The sequence below is a fragment of the Pustulibacterium marinum genome, from assembly GCF_900116665.1.
Classification (GTDB): domain Bacteria; phylum Bacteroidota; class Bacteroidia; order Flavobacteriales; family Flavobacteriaceae; genus Pustulibacterium; species Pustulibacterium marinum.
Window position 1 is genome coordinate 98969 of record NZ_FPBK01000001.1, and the last position, 17838, is coordinate 116806.

Annotated in this window: 14 protein-coding genes; 10 read left to right on the forward strand and 4 right to left on the reverse strand. The window is 32.9% G+C overall.

The annotated features are described in order from the left end of the window. Nucleotides 1–10: 10 nt before the first annotated feature. Nucleotides 11–211: a DUF6327 family protein gene (locus BM383_RS00490; protein WP_093021437.1), complete on the forward strand. Its 201-nt coding sequence runs from the start codon at nucleotides 11–13 to the stop codon at nucleotides 209–211. 65 nt (nucleotides 212–276) lie between these two features. On the opposite strand, the gene BM383_RS00495 is transcribed toward BM383_RS00490, so the two are convergent. From BM383_RS00495 to gltX, 3 genes are all read right to left on the reverse strand, one after another. Then, nucleotides 277–1230 carry a hypothetical protein gene (locus tag BM383_RS00495; RefSeq protein ID WP_093021440.1) on the reverse strand — a complete coding sequence of 318 codons (954 nt, stop codon included), beginning with the start codon at nucleotides 1228–1230 and terminating at the stop codon, nucleotides 277–279. A 75-nt stretch (nucleotides 1231–1305) separates the two neighbouring features. After that, nucleotides 1306–2238 (reverse strand): SPFH domain-containing protein, encoded by a 933-nt coding sequence (locus tag BM383_RS00500; protein ID WP_093021443.1) that lies wholly within the window; start codon nucleotides 2236–2238, stop codon nucleotides 1306–1308. Between the two features lie 115 nt (nucleotides 2239–2353). After that, nucleotides 2354–3874, reverse strand: coding sequence for a glutamate--tRNA ligase (gene gltX / locus BM383_RS00505; RefSeq protein ID WP_093021446.1), 1521 nt, complete (start codon nucleotides 3872–3874; stop codon nucleotides 2354–2356). Between the two features lie 128 nt (nucleotides 3875–4002). On the opposite strand from gltX, the gene BM383_RS00510 reads away from it, so the two are divergent. The 6 genes from BM383_RS00510 to BM383_RS00535 all read left to right on the forward strand — a co-directional run bounded on the left by BM383_RS00510 (nucleotide 4003) and on the right by BM383_RS00535 (nucleotide 13100). Further along, nucleotides 4003–7425 carry a DUF4175 family protein gene (locus BM383_RS00510; RefSeq protein ID WP_143106321.1) on the forward strand — a complete coding sequence of 1141 codons (3423 nt, stop codon included), beginning with the start codon at nucleotides 4003–4005 and terminating at the stop codon, nucleotides 7423–7425. Further along, a complete protein-coding gene (gene ybeY, locus BM383_RS00515) occupies nucleotides 7418–7837 on the forward strand; it encodes an rRNA maturation RNase YbeY (RefSeq protein ID WP_093021452.1) in 420 nt (139 codons plus the stop codon). The genes BM383_RS00510 and ybeY overlap by 8 nt, the downstream gene beginning before the upstream one ends. A 56-nt stretch (nucleotides 7838–7893) precedes the next feature. Continuing rightward, nucleotides 7894–9765: a tRNA uridine-5-carboxymethylaminomethyl(34) synthesis enzyme MnmG gene (gene mnmG / locus BM383_RS00520; protein ID WP_093021455.1), complete on the forward strand. Its 1872-nt coding sequence runs from the start codon at nucleotides 7894–7896 to the stop codon at nucleotides 9763–9765. Nucleotides 9766–9862: 97 nt separating this feature from the next. Continuing rightward, nucleotides 9863–10711, forward strand: a complete 849-nt coding sequence (locus tag BM383_RS00525) for a class I SAM-dependent methyltransferase (RefSeq protein ID WP_093021458.1) — start codon at nucleotides 9863–9865, stop codon at nucleotides 10709–10711. 276 nt (nucleotides 10712–10987) lie between these two features. Continuing rightward, a complete protein-coding gene (locus tag BM383_RS00530) occupies nucleotides 10988–11500 on the forward strand; it encodes an OmpH/Skp family outer membrane protein (RefSeq protein ID WP_093021461.1) in 513 nt (170 codons plus the stop codon). A gap of 85 nt (nucleotides 11501–11585) precedes the next feature. Continuing rightward, on the forward strand, nucleotides 11586–13100 hold the full coding sequence (locus tag BM383_RS00535; RefSeq protein ID WP_093021464.1) for a DUF748 domain-containing protein: 1515 nt from the start codon (nucleotides 11586–11588) through the stop codon (nucleotides 13098–13100). On the opposite strand, the gene BM383_RS00540 is transcribed toward BM383_RS00535, so the two are convergent. Then, nucleotides 13097–13486, reverse strand: a complete 390-nt coding sequence (locus BM383_RS00540; RefSeq protein ID WP_143106322.1) for a DoxX family protein — start codon at nucleotides 13484–13486, stop codon at nucleotides 13097–13099. The two genes, BM383_RS00535 and BM383_RS00540, sit on opposite strands and share 4 nt — an antisense overlap. A 421-nt stretch (nucleotides 13487–13907) precedes the next feature. Between BM383_RS00540 and BM383_RS18760 the strand changes: the two genes are divergently transcribed. The 3 genes from BM383_RS18760 (at nucleotide 13908) to BM383_RS00555 (ending at nucleotide 17834) form a co-directional block, all read left to right on the forward strand. Further along, a complete protein-coding gene (locus tag BM383_RS18760) occupies nucleotides 13908–14486 on the forward strand; it encodes a LytTR family DNA-binding domain-containing protein (RefSeq protein WP_177229043.1) in 579 nt (192 codons plus the stop codon). A gap of 126 nt (nucleotides 14487–14612) precedes the next feature. Continuing rightward, nucleotides 14613–16982 (forward strand): TonB-dependent receptor, encoded by a 2370-nt coding sequence (locus tag BM383_RS00550; protein ID WP_093021473.1) that lies wholly within the window; start codon nucleotides 14613–14615, stop codon nucleotides 16980–16982. Nucleotides 16983–16988: 6 nt separating this feature from the next. Further along, nucleotides 16989–17834, forward strand: coding sequence for a DUF4249 domain-containing protein (locus BM383_RS00555; protein WP_093021476.1), 846 nt, complete (start codon nucleotides 16989–16991; stop codon nucleotides 17832–17834). The last annotated feature ends 4 nt before the right edge of the window (nucleotides 17835–17838 follow it).

The window sequence follows — 17838 nt, forward strand, 5'->3', positions numbered from 1 at the left end:
ATTGACAAGCATGAGAGTCTACAAAAGTTTTGAAGAAATAGATAATGATCTAGCTATAAGAAAGCTAGAAAGAGATATAGCCGCCGAAAAAGTAAAATTAAATCTGAGTAAAACAAAAGAACAATTAATGCCAACCAATCTTCTAGGAGGATTCACAGGCATTGCTAGAAAATTCATTATAACTTATATAGTTAGAAAAATTCTCAAATAGAATTAGTTTAGTTTTAAGTATAGATAATTTGGTTAGTTAAATAAATCCTTGGGAAGATATTCTTCTCAAGGATTTATTTTTTTGTAGTCAACAGGATGAAGATTTTTAAATCTCCAACTTTCATAACCATAGGATGGCAAACCTATGGATTTTCTATAAATATTGATAGAATCTTTATTTTGAATATGATCTTCAGAATCAAAAGTGATGGTTCCAAATTTTTGCTGATGAGATTCTTTTGATAAATGATAATCGTACAACTTAGCATAAATCTTAGGATCACATTCTCCTTTAGCAACCAATGTTTTTAAAGTAGGCAAAATGTTATTTTTAAGTCCTTCATCAGAAATATTTTGTAAAAGCATGTAAAAATCATCTTGAAGATCTATGTAAGCGTTTTTAGAGCTTTTTCCAGTCTCAGATATACTTGGATAACCATTTTTATTTAAAATTGATTCTATACGTTGTAAATACTCCTTTTTGAAATTAACTATTTTGATTTTCATGCTAGCATCATTCAACTTTTCAAGGTTTCTGTAGAAATTCAGTTTTTCTTTGAGAGATTTTATTTCGGTAACTAAAGCATTATCAACATGAGAGTCAAAAGTGTTTTTCAATTGGTTGTAATCTTCTAATACGAAATCGTTTTCTTTCGCAATTGTATTTAAAACGTTGTCGTGAGTTATTTGCTTCCAGGAAATACCATAAGTAGTTATAAGATTTTTGAAATGTTGAAATGTTTCAGAAGCATTTCCGGCAATGTAAGAAGCTTTTACATAGGTTTTGTATTCATTGTAGATCTCCATATTTACTGGAGTAAATTCCTTGAAAAGATCGTCGAGTATAGTATAGCTTTTTTCGTAATCTCCTTTTATAAAAAGACTATCAGCTTTATATACGCCAACGTAATAGTTGTCTGAAATATAATTCAGGTTATTTTTTGGTGTAGTATTAGAATCATTGATTGGTAAAAAAGTACTGGCCAACAGCGTTGCAATACTGGTAAACAATATTTTCATAGCGGTACTATTTTTAAATTATAAAAAAAGGAGCTTAAATTTTAAGCTCCTTACAAATTAATAAAAAAATATTTACTATTTCTTAGTATTGTCACCATTTTCTAGTTTATGCTGTTTCATGGTTTCACTAATTTGATTACTAGCTGTAAAGCTGGCGACCATATTATTCAGCATATCGCTACCGGCTTGCGGTGTGTTTGGTAACAAAATTAAATTACTGTTGGTTTCTTCACCTAAGGATTGCAACGTATCATAGTGTTGCGTTACCACAATTAGGGCAGAAGCTTCTTGAGAACTAATTCCAACTTTATTCAAAACAGCTACAGATTCTTCTAAACCACGTGCAATTTCTCTACGTTGATCTGCAATACCTTGTCCTTGTAAACGCTTGCTTTCTGCTTCAGCTCTTGCTTTTTCAACAATTAAAATACGTTGTGCATCACCTTCAAACTGAGCAGCTGTTTTTTGACGTTCTGCTGCGTTGATTCGGTTCATAGCTTCTTTTACTTGAGAATCGGGATCAATATCTGTGACTAAAGTTTTGATAATGTCAAAACCATATTCCAACATCGCGTCTTGTAATTCTGCTTTTACTGCAATGGCAATATCATCTTTCTTTACAAAAACGTTGTCCAATTTCATTTTAGGAACTTCGGCACGTACAACATCAAAAACATACGATGTAATTTGATCATGTGGATATTCTAATTTATAAAACGCATCGTAAACTTTGTCTTTGATAACTACGTATTGTACCGAAACTTTTAATCTAACAAATACATCATCAAGCGTTTTGGTTTCTACAATTACATCTAATTGCTGAATTTTTAAACTTATTTTTCCTGCTATTTTTTGTGCTACTGGAATTTTAAATTGAAGTCCGGAATGACGAATGCTACTAAATTTACCAAAGGTTTCAATAATGTAAGCAGTTTGTTGTCTTACGGTAAATACAGAAGCAACGATGAGTAACAGCAGAAGTACTGCAATGATAATTTGTGGATACATGGTTATAAATTTTAAGTTTGAACAATCAAATTTAGGCTTTCAGTAATATTTGTCGCTATTGTATAAAAATGTTACAAGTTATAAAAAAACCGCTCTATGCTGAGCGGCTTTCTATTTATGATAAAGTATCAATTGCTTTCTGTATTCGTTCAATACTGGTTTCTTTTCCAAGAACTGCAGCAATGTCAAATACATGCGGACCTTTCATAGCTCCGACTAACGAAAGTCTGAATGGAGGCATTACCTGGCCAAAACCATAACCTTTTTCTGTAAGCCATTCTTTTACAATGGTTTCAGTATTTGATGAAGTGAAATCTTCTATACCTTCTAACACAGCAATCAACTCTTGCATAATGGTTGGCGTTTGTTCTTTCCACTGTTTTTTAGAAGCTTTTGCATCATATTCAGTAGGATTCACAAAGAAATAATCGCTTAAATCCCAAAGTTCATTTACAAAGTTGGCACGTTCTTTTACCAAACCAACAACGGTTGTTATGGTTTCAATTGGAGTTTCAACATGATTATGAACAATAGGAGCGAAAAGTTCAGCTATTTCAGCATCTGATTTCTGCTGTAAATATTGATGGTTGAACCATTTATTTTTCTCAGGATCAAATTTTGCACCTGATTTATTTACTCTGTCTAAATCAAAAGTTTCTGTAAGTTCTTTTAAAGAGAATAACTCTTTATCAGTTCCATCATTCCAACCTAACAATGCTAAGAAATTCACTACAGCTTGTGGGAAATATCCTTGTTCACGATAACCCATGGAAGTTGTTTCTTCAGTTTTCCATTCTAAAGGAAATACCGGGAATCCCATTTTATCACCGTCACGTTTGCTTAATTTTCCATTACCTACAGGTTTTAAAATTAATGGTAAATGGGCAAATTCTGGTTTTTTCCAACCAAAGGCTTCGTACAAAGCAATGTGAAGTGGAAGCGAAGGCAACCATTCTTCACCACGAATTACATGAGAAGTTTCCATTAAATGATCATCTACAATGTTCGCTAGGTGATAGGTTGGCATTCCGTCACTTTTAAACAAAACTTTGTCGTCTAGTAATTCTTTTTTGAAAGATACTTCACCTCTAATCAAATCGGTAGTAGTAATATTAGCTTCTTCTGCATCAGGTGTGTACATGTTAAAACGAACCACATAAGCTTCACCATTAGCAATTTTTTCAGCAACTTCTTCTTTAGAAAGTGTGAAAGAATTTTCTAAGGTTCCACGATTTTCCCAGTTGTAGATAAACGTTTTTCCTTCTGCTTCACAAGCTTTTCTTGCTTCTGCTAAAGCCTCAGGTTTATCAAACGCATAATACGCTTTTCCTTTGGCAATCAATTCTTCAGCAAAATCTTTGTATAAATGTTTACGTTCGCTTTGTTTGTACGGACCAAATTGTTCATTTTTTCCAACAGTTTCATCGGGAGCAATTCCTAACCATTCCAAAGCTTCAAAAATGTAAGCTTCTGCACCAGGAACAAAACGTGTTTGATCGGTATCTTCTATTCGAACATAAAAAGTTCCATTATGTTTTTTAGCAAATAAGTAGTTGAATAACGCTGTACGAACGCCACCAATATGCAATGGTCCGGTTGGACTTGGGGCAAAACGTACTCTCACTTTTTTAGACATGATGTTTCTTTGTTTTGCGGCAAAAATACAAAGTTTTATGCTTCATATGTTAATAACCTGTTTATATTAGAATATATTGTAATTTTATAGGTTTAATCAAGACTATATCAACATCTAAAAGATAGCTTTTGAACAATTTTCAATACATACAACAAAAATTAGTCCAATTCACCAGAAAGTTTTACCTGAATGAATTGATCAAAGGAGTTATTCTTTTTGTATCGATCGGATTGTTATATTTTTTGATAACGCTACTTGTGGAACATTTTTTTTGGTTGTCACCCGTAGCTCGTAAAATTTTGTTTTGGTTGTTTATTGGCGTGGAGCTTGCTTTGCTATTCAAGTTTGTTTGTATTCCGTTAGCATATTTATTCAAGTTAAAAAAAGGAATTTCTGCAGCTGATGCTTCGAAGATTATCGGAAATCATTTTCCGGATGTAAATGATAAGTTGATGAATTTAATTCAGCTTTCAGAAAGCAAGCAAGAATCAGATTTGTTGTTGGCAAGTATAGAACAACGAAGTTTAGAGTTGCAACCCATCCCTTTTCATTTTGCGGTTAATTTTAAAACGAATTTAAAATATACCAAATATGCCTTAATTCCTATTTTGATATTTGTGTTTTGTTTGTTCTTTGGATCCATTAATTGGTTTACAGAAAGCTATGATAGGGTTGTTAATTATTCCAAAGAATATATTCCACCGGCTCCTTTTGAAATTTTTATCACCAATGAGAATTTTAAAGTAGAGGAGGGAAAGTCTTATACGGTACAAGCAAAAGTTGTTGGCGATGTTTTGCCTTCATCGGTTTCAATACATTTTGATGATGAACAATATTTTCTAAAAAAGATAGATGCTCAAACTTTTGAATACACATTTGAAAATGTATCATCTGTAACTGAATTTTATCTAAAAGCTAATGATGTTTCTTCTGCACATTATAAGTTGAACGTTATTCAAGTTCCCATGATTTTGAATTTTGAAATGTTACTTGATTATCCATCTTATACTTCCAAAAAGGATGAAGTATTAAAAAGTTCAGGAAATGCCATTATTCCGGAGGGTACAAAAGTTGTGTGGAAATTAAAAACAAATGCAACGGACGATGTTCGGTTTATAGAAAAAGATTCACTACAGTCGTTTAAGAAAAATCAAAATTTGTTTGAGTTTAATCGACAAGTGTTTTCAAATTTAAAGTATGCAATTAATACCAATAACAAGAATTTTCAATCTTATGAAAATTTTAATTATGAGTTAGAAATAGTAAAAGATGGCTTTCCATCTATTCAAATTCAAACGGTAAAAGACAGTATTACCGATGCTATTATTGTGAATGGAAATGTTAGCGATGATTATGGTTTGAAGAAACTTTCTCTGGTGTATTACAACGTAAATTACCCTGATGTAGAAGAGAGAATTAGATTGAATATTCCTTCGGATAATATGTATCAATTTTTTACTTCTTTTCCAGATACGATTAATTTACCAAAAGGTGAGTCATACGAATTTTATTATGAAGTTACAGATAACGATCCTTTTCATGGAGGTAAAATTTCTAAATCTACTACACAACAATATCATGTAGCGACCAAAAGCGAAAAGCAACAGGAATTGTTAAAAAATCAAAAACAATCAATTTCTGATTTCAGTAAATCTTTTGAAAAGTTCAATGAACAACAAAAAGAATTAGAAGAAGTTTCAAAATTGCAAAAGGAAAAGAAGGATTTGAATTATTCCGATCAACAAAAGATTCAAGATGTTTTAAAGAAAGAACGAAATCAGTTAAAACAAATGGATCAACTTTCTGAGCAGTTGAAGGAAAATTTGAATGATTTTAAAAAGGAAAATGATCTCAATGCTGAAGAAGATAAATACTTGCAAGAAAGATTAGAGCGTTTGCAGAAAAAGATGGAAGAGGAGCAGAAGATGCTTGAAGAAATGCAGAAGTATTTGGATAAGTTGAGTAAAGAAGAGATGTCTGGGAAATTAGAAGAATTTCAAAATCAGAAGAACAAGAATAATCGTGATACCAAACAAATGTTAGAATTGGTGAAACGTTATTATGTTCAACAAAAAGCGGAAATGATCAATAAGGAAATTGATGCTTTAGCTGATAAGCAAAAGGAGTTATCAGAAAAGAGTACTGAACAAAATACTTCTGCAGAACAAGAAAAATTGAATAAGCAGTTTGATGAGTTATCTAATGAATTAGAACAATTGCAAAAGGATAATCAGGAATTGAAAAAGCCTATGGACATTCCTGATCAGTCCAAAGAATCGGATGCTGTTAAGCAAGTTCAACAAGAAGCTCAAGAAAATTTGGAGAATTCAGAACAATCAGATTCACCAAGTGAACAATCCAAACAGCAACAAAATGCTCAACAAAAACAAAAGCAAGCTGCTCAAAAAATGAAACAAATGAGCAGCAAAATGCAGGGTGGAATGCAAATGGGTGCTATGGAAACTATGTCTGAAGATTTAGAAATGCTTCGTCAAATTCTAGATAATTTAGTTGTTTATTCAAATCAACAAGAAGATTTGCAGTTACAAATTTCTAAATATGTAACTACTTCAAATGGTTTTTCAAAACAACTGTTGAAACAACAAGATTTGAAAATGATGTTTGAACATGTAGATGATAGTTTGTTTGCGTTGTCTTTGCGTCAACCAATGATTTCTGATGAAATCAATTCTCAAATAGAGGATGTGTATTTCAATGTAGATAAAAGTTTAGAACGGCTTTCTGAAAATCAAATTTATCAGGGAATGAGCAGTCAACAATATGCTTTAACGGCTGTAAACAATTTGGCAAATATGTTGAGTGATGTATTAAATAGCATGCAAAACCAGATGCAAATGCAGAGTAGTGGTCAAGGTAAAGGTTCCCAAAGTCAAGGATTTCAATTACCAGATATTATACAATCTCAACAGCAACTTAATGAACAAATGGAAGGACAAATGCCTTCCCAAAGTGGACAATCCCAATTGGGTGAATCAGGAGAAGGTTCTAAGGGTGAAGGGAGGGATGGTGAAGGTAAAAAAGAAAACGGTAACAAATCTGGAGAAAAAGGTAAAGAGGGTAAAGAACAATCGGGTGAAAATGGAGGTTCTTCAGGTGGAAATGGGTCTGCTGAAATGAGTAATCAAGAACTGTTTGAAATCTATAAACAACAACAAAAATTACGTCAAGAATTAGAAAAGCAGTTAAATGATAAACTAAGTTCTGAGCAAAAGAGAAACACTCAAACAGTTATTAAGGATATAGAATCAGTAGAGGAAGAATTGTTGTCGAGAGGTATTACGGAACAAACTTTACAAAAAATGAAACGCATAGAACAACAGTTAATAAAACTGGAAAATGCTTCATTTGAACAGGGTAAAAAGGAAGAACGACAAAGTGAATCCAACTCTAAGGAATTTGAGGGAATACATACCGATGTAGATCGATTGAAAGATTATTTCAATCAAGTTGAAATTTTAAATAGACAAATACTACCTTTGCGCCAATTTTATAAAGCTAAAGTAAATCAGTATTTTAAAGAGCATGATTAATTTTCATTACGAAACAGAATTTGAACTTTCCAACGAGGCCGATTATGGTAAATGGATTGCATCGATTTTATCTTCTGAAGATAAAGAATTAGGTGAGCTAAACTATATTTTTTGTAATGATGAATATTTGCATAAGATCAATGTAGATTATTTAGATCATGATACGCTGACTGATATTATTAGCTTTGATTACACAGAAGGTGATGTAGTCTCTGGTGATATCTTCATTTCTATTGAAAGAGTAGAAGATAATGCAAAGTATTTTAATGTAATGTTTCACGTGGAACTTTTAAGAGTCATGTCTCACGGAGTATTACATTATTGTGGTTATAAAGATAAATCAGATGCTGATGCTGATTTAATGAGAAGTAAAGAAGAAGAAAAAATTAAGCTGTTCCACGTGAAACAATAATCGATATTTCGATTATTGTATTAGTAAGTTCCACGTGAAACATAAAGTAGAATTGTATGTTTGATAGAGAATATGATGTGATTGTAGTTGGTGCTGGCCATGCCGGATCAGAGGCTGCGGCCGCTGCTGCAAATATGGGAGCAAGTACGTTATTGGTTACCATGAACCTTCAAAACATCGCTCAAATGTCTTGTAATCCTGCGATGGGAGGTATTGCAAAAGGACAAATTGTAAGAGAGATTGATGCGTTGGGAGGTTACAGTGGAATTGTAACGGATAGAACTGCGATTCAATTCAAGATGTTAAATAAATCCAAAGGTCCGGCAATGTGGTCTCCAAGAGCTCAAAGTGATCGTATGCGTTTTGCTGAAGAATGGAGAATGATGTTGGAGCAAACTCCAAATTTGGATTTTTATCAGGAAATGGTTTCCGGTTTGATCGTGGAAAATAATGAGATTAAAGGAGTGAAAACTTCTCTTGGTTTGTCAATTTATGCGAAGTCTGTAGTCTTGACAAACGGAACTTTCTTGAACGGTTTGATTCATATTGGAGAAAAACAAATGGGTGGTGGTAGAGCAGGAGAAAGAGCCGCTACCGGAATTACTGCCGATTTGGTTGAGCTAGGTTTTGAAGCTGGAAGAATGAAAACCGGAACACCTCCACGTGTTGATGGTCGTTCGTTAGATTATTCAAAAATGACGGTTCAGCCTGGAGATGCCATTCCAGAAAAATTTTCATATTCAGATGTTACCAAACCATTGACACATCAACGCGATTGTCACATGACGTACACAAGTGAAAAAGTTCACGATTTATTGCGTACTGGTTTCGATCGTTCGCCTATGTTTAATGGTGCTATCAAAAGTACGGGTCCAAGATATTGTCCTTCCATCGAAGATAAAATCAATCGTTTTGCCGATAAAGATCGTCACCAAATGTTTATTGAACCGGAAGGATGGAACACGGTAGAAGTCTATGTAAATGGTTTTTCTACTTCGTTGCCAGAAGATGTTCAGTTCAAAGCGTTGCGTTCTGTTGTTGGTTTTGAGCAAGTGAAATTCTTCAGACCTGGTTATGCTATCGAGTATGATTATTTTCCGCCAACACAATTAAAGCATACGCTTGAAACCAAATTGGTAAGTGGATTGTATTTTGCTGGACAAATCAACGGAACTACCGGTTATGAAGAAGCAGGTTCCCAAGGATTAATGGCGGGTATTAATGCAGCGTTGAAAGTTCAAGGTAGAAATCCATTTATTTTGAAGCGTAACGAAGCTTATATTGGAGTTTTAATTGACGATTTAATAACCAAAGGAACTGAAGAACCTTATCGTATGTTTACGTCGAGAGCAGAATATAGAACCTTGTTACGCCAAGATAATGCAGATATTCGTTTAACGCCACTTGGGTACGAAATAGGTTTAGCGAAAGAAGACCGCATGAATCGTATGATTGAGAAGCAACAAAAATCTGATGCTTTTATCAATTTCTTTAAAGAAACTAGTATCAAACCGGAAGATGCAAATCCTATGTTAGAGGAGTTGGCTTCATCTGAAATGAAACAATCTGATAAAATGTATAAAGTGTTTTCCAGACCAAAAGTTACTATGGATCACATGAAACAGTTCGCAGAAGTTTCAGATTATATCTCAGAAAACAATTTAGATACCGAAGTTTTAGAACAAACCGAGATTCAGATTAAGTACTCTGGATATATTGAAAAGGAAAAAAATAACGCAGATAAGCTAAATAGGTTAGAAGATATTCGTATTCCGGAGAATTTTAATTTCGATAAATTAACGTCTGTTTCTTTTGAAGCACGAGAAAAATTGAAAAAGATTCGCCCAACCACGTTATCTCAAGCTTCACGAATTAGTGGAGTTTCGCCTTCAGATATCAGTATTATGTTAGTTTATATGGGACGTTAATGTAGTTCCACGTGAAACAATTCAATCAAATTCCCGCTTTTTAGCGGGATTCTTTTTTATAGTTTTTATTTATTTGTTGAATGAATTTTAGAATTTCATGACAAAAACATCCAAAGTGCTTTTAGAAGTAAAAGATCATTCGGTCTCTAAAGAAACATTTCAATTGGTGAAAAATGCTGAAATGGATTTTTTAGAAACCATTCCGCAGCCAGCCGAAAATGAATTAGGGAAATATTACGAAAGTGAAGATTATATTTCGCATACAGATGCAAAACGTTCGTTGTTTGAAAAAATGTATCATGTGGTGAAAAGTTATTCTTTAAATAAAAAGGTAAAACTGATCGATTCTTTCAAAACCGAAAAGAAAACTTTATTAGACATTGGTGCAGGAACTGGAGATTTTTTAATGCAAGCCAAAACAAAAGGGTGGGAGGTGACCGGAATTGAACCGAATGAAAATGCCATTGCCAATGCAACCAAAAAAGGAATTACATTGCATACTTCTTTGGATAAAATAGCAAATGAAAAATTTAATGTGATTACACTTTGGCATGTTTTAGAACATTTACCAAACCTAGAAAATCAAATTGAGCAAATTTCTTCTTTATTAAAACCGAACGGAGTTTTGGTAATTGCGGTTCCAAACTACAAGTCGTACGATGCAGAATATTACAAAGAGTTTTGGGCTGCTTACGATGTGCCAAGACATTTGTGGCATTTTTCAAAAGAAGGCATAGCACAACTTTTTTCGAAACAAAATTTTGGTATCAGTAAAATCTTACCATTAATATTTGATGCCTTTTATGTTTCACTCTTATCAGAAAAATACAAAAATGGGAAAATGAATTATTTTAAGGCTTTTCAAATAGGAATGCGTTCCAATTCCAGAGCAAAAGCTACAGGTGAGTATTCTTCTCTAATTTATGTGCTTCGAAGAGCTAAATAATCGTATAAATAGCTTTTGTGACGGTTTTAGGGTAGTAGATGATAAATGACAAGATAAAATTTTAAAAACGGCTTAAATCGCTTTAAAATGATTAGTTTTCAATAAAAATATTTTATTTAAAATTTTTAAGTATAAATTTTAATTATAATAAGGCTTCACGCAAAATTCATCGTCATTTTTCATAAAGGAAGACTAACTTTTATATTTTTGCGATGCTGAGATGATCCATAGAAAAATCTCAGAAAAATTGATTTAAAAAATTTAAACAAACAATACATGAAAAAATTAGTTGTAACAGTTTTTGCAGTAATTGGATTAATTTCTTGTAGTCAAGAAAAAACTGCTTATATAGATCTTCCAACTTTGTTAGAGGATTATCAAGGTAGAAAAGACATTGAAACGAAGTACAAAGACAAAATGGAAAAGTTTGGAATGCGAAGAGATAGTATTGGTAAATCTTTAGATGCTGAAGGACAAGATTTTCAAACGAAGGCAAACAGTATGTCTCAATCAAAGCAGCAAGAAGAATATCAAAAATTGATGCAAAAGGCGCAACGTCTACAACAAGTTTTACAACAGGAAGAATATAAAATTAGTCAAGAAGGTCAAGTGGAAATTGATACGTTGATTAGTGAAGTAAAAGATTTTGTAAAAGTTTACGGAGCTGATAATAATTATACTTACATTTTTGGAGCTAATGAAAGTGGTAGTGTAATGTATGGAGCTGATGATAAGAATATTACAGAAGATGTTCTAAAAGCTTTGAACGATAAATATGCTAGAGAATAATTAGCATTAAATCATAAATAATATTTAAAAGCGCTGTGCCACAGCGCTTTTTTTTGTAATATGGTGTAAGATAAATTCATTCACCGTGTCAAAAGTTTTCAAGGGCTTTCTTATTTTTTTATTACTTGTTGTTGCCATTTTATTAGCTGCCGGATTTTTTGCTTCCGGAACGGTTGAAAAAAAGGTAACAGAAGCACTTTCCAAGAACTTTTTGGTAAGCATAGGTGATACCAAAATCAATTTTTGGAATACCACTGCAACTTTCTCAAATGTGTCTCTTCAAAGTAAAAACAGAGAAAAAGATAGTTTGTCTATCAATGCAAAAGACGTACACGTAAACTTTCAAAGCCTTTTGAATGTTATCAAAGCAGACACTATCAAAATTTCAAAGATTGATGTGGCTTTTCCAACCTTGGCTATTTACAAAGCAGAAAAAGATTCTACTAAGTCAAAAAAAATAAAAGAGAAGGACTCTTTACCAAAATCTTTTCTTTTAAAAAATTTAGAAGTGAACAACGGAAATGTTTCTGTTTATTCATCAACCGATACGCTACAAACTTCAAGCAAAAATTTTCAAATTTTACTTGCTGATATTGCTGTTAATAACAAAACAGTTACTCAAAATATTCCGTTTGAATACAGTCTGAAACAAATACGGTTTTCCGAATTTTACCAGAATGCAGGGAAACGCAAGGAACTTACAGCAAAAAATCTGGTAATTTCAGATAGTATCATCGAAGTTTCTGGTTTGCATTTAAAGCCTCGTTTTAGTAAAAAAGAATATATAAATCATATTGATTATCAAGATGATTGGATGGATCTTACGGTGAGTAACATCAAAATTCATCATTATGATGTTAACTTTTTTGAAGAAAGAAAATCTATTAAAATTCCTAAAATAGAAATTGATAGTACGTACTTGAATTTGTATAGAGATAAATCGGTGAAACGAGATTTTAGTTACAAACCAATGTACAGCAAAATGCTACGAGATTTGGACTTTGATTTGGTTGTAGATTCGCTCGAAATTACCAATACAAAACTAGATTATGAAGAAAGACTTCCTGGCAGAGTTCCCGGAATCATTGATTTTGCAGATATGCACATTCTTATTACAGATATCAATAACGTGGATACTTCCAAAAAAACGAATATTACTATTGATTGTCAGTTTTTAAAAGAAGCACCGTTACATGTAGATTGGATGTTTGATATTCACAGTAAGAAAGACTATTTTGAAATTAAAGGAAATCTTGGTTCTGTAGATGTTAAACAGCTTAATAATTTTATGGATCCTATGATGAACATTCAAGTATCGGGTAGAGTAGACGCTGTAATGTTTAATTTCTACGGAACTGATGCCAGCGCTAAAGGAGAGTTCACCATGAAATATCATGATTTGAAAGTAGAATTACTCAAAAAAGGTGACCGAAAAAAGAAGCGTAAATTTCTATCGGCTATAGCCAATATATTTGTTCATAAAGTGCGAGAAGATTTAGATGCTAAACAAATTGAAGTAGAACGAACCAAGTATAAATCGTTTTTCAACTATTTCTGGTTATGCGTCCAAGATGGAATAAAAAAAACGGTGGTTTTTTAGTTTAAAAGGTACAACAGAAAAAACGCCGGAATAAGATAAATCACCATATTTCTGGCACCGTCATAATCTTTTACCAATCGCGTGCCAATTAACAAAGCCAATAGCACAGCAATACATAGCAAACAACCCAACAGTGCAAAAGTTTTGCCTTCAAACCAAATCAATTCAATGATTCCGGCAACACATAAAAAAGTGGCTATAATTTCAAAAAAGAGAATTTTTAGAATGGATAGTTTTACAAAGTGTTTCATAAAACTGTTTTTAAAATAATCATTGAGCCATAACACTTGTCCTTTAAAATCAGTTATTTTTTCAAAAGCACTAAAGCCAAAGGTAAAAATGAATAATAGTAAAATAGCTACTTGGGTAAACATTAAGGTGTGCATAAAACCATATTTTTTATCGCTGCAAAAATATTGTAACGTTGCGTTACGTTTAAGTACTAATATCAACAAAAATACGTAGCAAAATTTACTTGGCAACCCAAGCATGAAACTAACTCATTTTTTAAACCGGCCTTTTAACTACTTACAAAGCACCAGAAAAAAATGGAATTATATTATAAGTGCTTCACTTTTTGCACATTTTTTTTTGATTCTCTTTCAGCCTTACGGATTATTTACTGAGTTAAGAAACCCAATAAATACGGCATTAGATAAATTTTTATTTTTCTTTACAATCACCTGTATTGGCTTTTTTGGTCTTATGTTTTCTCAGTTTGTATTACGGTCCTTATTCAATTTTCAATCGGTAACTATTAAAAAGTATATTTATTTTTTTGCTATAGAGGTTTTTGTAGTATACGCTATGTATTTTCTGATTTCTTTTTTTATTCCAGATTTAGGAAAAGATTTTGAAAAAGAATTAGATGTTTCTTTCCAATTACGTAATTATTTTAGAGCTTTTACAGTATTGGTTTTTCCTTTTTTTGGAGCTATAGTCTTTGAGTTTATTGCTAAGTTGAAAGAAGAAGTTAAAACGATGGGCAAGCAATTAAATATCTATCAACATAAATATCAAGACAAGCAAAAACTAGCGATGCTAGACTTTTATGATGAAAATAATCAATTACAATTAAAAATTCCGTTACAAGATTTTTTCTATGCAGAGTCTAGTAACCAATACGTACTTATTTATTTTCTTGAATCAGGAAACATAAAACGAGAAATTATTAGAACTCGTTTGAAGAATATTTTAGAACAATTTTCTGTTAGTTGTGTTTTACAATGTCATAGATCTTTTATGGTAAACCTTATGAATGTATCTTGTTTAAACAAAAAAGAAACAAAGAAATACCTTATTCTAAAGTCAGAGAATTTAATGGAAATTCCAGTATCAAAAACCTATCTTACTTCTATTTTATCAGAAATAGAAAAACACGAATAGAAAAATAGAAACATTTTACTCCAAACTTATTTATGTTCACTCCAAATCATTTTAAAAGTAACTCATTAAGAACTTAATTTATAAATATTTGTACAATAAGTTAAACTAACCAAATAAGTATTTACTATGAAAAACCTTTGCCTAATTTTAGGCTTTCTTTTTGTTTCGCTAGCATTTTCTCAAGAAAATGTAACCATCAGTGGAACCATAAAAGACGATACCAATGGCGAAACCATTTACGGAGCATCGGTCTATTTGCAAGATACATCCTATGGCGTTACTACTAACTCATACGGATTTTACTCGTTATCTGCTCCTGCTGGAACATATACTTTATCAGTTTCTTTTATTGGTTATGAAACAATTTCACAGCAAATTACGCTAACTGAAAATCAAAAAATAAATTTCGAAATTACGGAAGAGTCCATGGCGCTCGATGAAGTGGTGATTACTGCAGAAGAAAATACAGCTACCGATATTAAAACACCACAAATGAGTGTTACCAAACTGAAAACTGAAACTATTAAAAAAATTCCGGCAGTTTTAGGGGAGGTTGATATTATCAAATCCATTCAATTACTACCTGGAGTTACCAATAGTGGAGAAGGTTCTGGCGGATTTAACGTACGTGGCGGTGCAGAAGATCAAAACCTGGTATTGCTCGATGAAGCTATTATTTACAACACTTCGCATTTATTCGGATTCTTTTCAGTTTTTAATGCAGATGCTATTAAGAATATTGAATTGTACAAAGGTTCTATTCCGGCACAATTTGGCGGACGAGTTTCTTCGGTTTTAGATGTGCAACAAAAAGACGGAAATAGTAAAAATTACGAGCTTACAGGAGGTATTGGCGCCGTGAGTAGTAGATTAGCCGTAGAAGGACCTTTATTCAAGGAGAAAGGCTCTTTTATAGTTGCGGGTCGTGGTTCATACGCACATTTATTCTTAAAATTAGCCGATAACGAAAATAGCGCGTATTTCTATGACGTGAATGCCAAAGGAAACTACGAAATCAACGATAAAAACAAGTTATTTCTTTCCATGTATCACGGCCGTGATAAGTTTGACATTGCTAATATTTTTAAGAACGAATACGGAAATACTTCTGCAAATCTGCGTTGGAATCACGTGTTTAATGACAAATTATTTGCTAATGCTTCTTTGATTTATAGCAAGTATGATTATAAAATTCAAATTAGTTTTATAGAGCTAGATTGGGTTGCGGCTATTGAAAATTATAATTTCAAGTACGATATGAAATACTACGCAAGTCAAAATTTTAAATTGAATGCAGGAATAAGCGGAATTTCATACATGTTTCAACCGGGAGAAGTAAAACCAACTTCCGAAACATCTTCTATCAATTACATGAAACTTGATGATAAAAGAGCACTAGAAACCGGAATTTACCTTAGCGCAGAACATACACTTACTGAAAAATTAACCGCTCTCTACGGAATTAGATACAGTATGTTTCACAGGTTTGGCGGACAATCTTTAGTCAATTATGAAAATGATTTACCGGTGGTTTATAACGAAACTTTAGGCGTTTATGAAGAAGGAACTCCTGTTTCCGAAACGTATTATGACAAAGGAGAAGTTATCAAATCATTTGGAAATTTTGAACCCCGCGTTGGACTTTCCTACCAGCTAAATGATGCTACTTCTATTAAAGCAGGGTATTCCAGAACGGCGCAATATATTCATTTGATTTCTAACACTTCGGCAGCAACACCTGTAGACGTTTGGGCACCCAGTGGAAAGTTCATCAAACCACAATTATCAGATCAGTTTTCGGTGGGGTATTTTAAAAATTTAATGGATAATAAATATTCGTTAGAAGTAGAATCATTTTACAAAACCGTTGACAACCGAGTAGATTATGTAGATGGCGCAAGTTTAATAGGTCAAAATACAATTGAAACCGAAATTTTAATTGGCGAATCTAAAGCCTACGGATTGGAAGTTTTACTTCGGAAAAATTCCGGAAAATTAACCGGTTGGATTGCCTATACGTTGTCTAATGCAGAACAAAGAACGTTGGGCGGCGCAGCAGGCGGACCAGGAATTAATGCTGGAAATTGGTACAATACGCCTTATAACAAAACGCATGATATTTCGGTAACAGGAACTTATGCTCTTAACAAAAAATGGGATTTTGGAGCTAATTTAATTTATCAAACAGGTAGACCGGTAACGTACCCAAATGGCCAATATCAGTATGAAGGAATTTCGGTTCCTAGTTATTCCGGGAGAAATGAAAATCGTTTACCGGCATATCATCGGGTAGATGTTTCAGCAACGTACCGTCCAAATCGTAAACCAGAAGCTAAATGGAAAGGTGAGTGGGTTTTCAGTATTTACAATTTGTATAACAGAAAAAATGCGGCTTCAATTTCCTTTGGTCAAAATCGTGAAACTGGTATCAACGAAGCTACTAGAACAGCCATTTTTGGTATGGTTCCTTCAGTATCTTATAACTTCAAATTTTAAAGTAAGATGAAATTCAATATAAAATCAATATTCGTATTAGTGGTATGTATTTCGTTTACCGCTTGTACCGATGTAGTAGACGTAGATGTACCTTTTGAAGGTTCAAATTTAGTAATCGAAGCTTCCATGGATTGGCTGAACGGAACTTCAGGGAATGAGCAAACTATTTACCTGAGTGAATCCACTCCGTATTTTTCAGAAGATCAAATAAGTCCGGTTTCTGGTGCAACGATTAGTGTTGTGAACGATGCAACTGGAGAAACATATATTTTTGAAGATCAGAATGATGGTTCATATACAACAACATCTTTTGAACCAGTAGAAAATCAATCTTTTACCTTAACGGTTGTTTATGATAATGAAACGTACCAAGCAAGTGATACCTTTATTTTGCCAACGGCCATAGATTATGTAGAGCAAACTTTGGAAGGAGCTTTTGATGATGAAGTGATAGATTTGAACACCTATTTTCAGGATGATGCAGAAGTTGATAATTATTACATGAACAGATATTACCGACAAGGAGATTTGTTTCCGTACTTAGATACTTTTTCAGATGAATTTACAAACGGGAATCAAATGCATGATTTTTTTGAAATTGAAGATGATGAAGACAGTACTATAGAACCTTTGCAAGCAGGTGATGTTGTAGATATTTATTTGTATTCCATAACCGAAAGTTATTACAATTACATGACATTGCTTCTAGAACAATCAGAAAGTTCAGGAAATCCGTTTGCTACAACTCCGGCTGCATTACAAGGAAATTGTAAAAATATGTCTGATGGAGAAGATGCTTACGGGTATTTTAGAACTACTAGGTATGATAAAGTTACCTATACAGTAGAATAGTATA

What these genes read in the sequence shown, in the direction of transcription:
- BM383_RS00490 (WP_093021437.1), top strand. Translation starts at nt 11, where the DNA reads ATGAGAGTCTACAAAAGTTTTGAAGAAATAGATAATGATCTAGCTATA.
- BM383_RS00495 (WP_093021440.1), bottom strand. Translation starts at nt 1,230, where the DNA reads ATGAAAATATTGTTTACCAGTATTGCAACGCTGTTGGCCAGTACTTTT.
- BM383_RS00500 (WP_093021443.1), bottom strand. Translation starts at nt 2,238, where the DNA reads ATGTATCCACAAATTATCATTGCAGTACTTCTGCTGTTACTCATCGTT.
- gltX (WP_093021446.1), bottom strand. Translation starts at nt 3,874, where the DNA reads ATGTCTAAAAAAGTGAGAGTACGTTTTGCCCCAAGTCCAACCGGACCA.
- ybeY (WP_093021452.1), top strand. Translation starts at nt 7,418, where the DNA reads ATGATTAATTTTCATTACGAAACAGAATTTGAACTTTCCAACGAGGCC.
- mnmG (WP_093021455.1), top strand. Translation starts at nt 7,894, where the DNA reads ATGTTTGATAGAGAATATGATGTGATTGTAGTTGGTGCTGGCCATGCC.
- BM383_RS00525 (WP_093021458.1), top strand. Translation starts at nt 9,863, where the DNA reads ATGACAAAAACATCCAAAGTGCTTTTAGAAGTAAAAGATCATTCGGTC.
- BM383_RS00530 (WP_093021461.1), top strand. Translation starts at nt 10,988, where the DNA reads ATGAAAAAATTAGTTGTAACAGTTTTTGCAGTAATTGGATTAATTTCT.
- BM383_RS00540 (WP_143106322.1), bottom strand. Translation starts at nt 13,486, where the DNA reads ATGCACACCTTAATGTTTACCCAAGTAGCTATTTTACTATTATTCATT.
- BM383_RS18760 (WP_177229043.1), top strand. Translation starts at nt 13,908, where the DNA reads ATGTATTTTCTGATTTCTTTTTTTATTCCAGATTTAGGAAAAGATTTT.
- BM383_RS00550 (WP_093021473.1), top strand. Translation starts at nt 14,613, where the DNA reads ATGAAAAACCTTTGCCTAATTTTAGGCTTTCTTTTTGTTTCGCTAGCA.
- BM383_RS00555 (WP_093021476.1), top strand. Translation starts at nt 16,989, where the DNA reads ATGAAATTCAATATAAAATCAATATTCGTATTAGTGGTATGTATTTCG.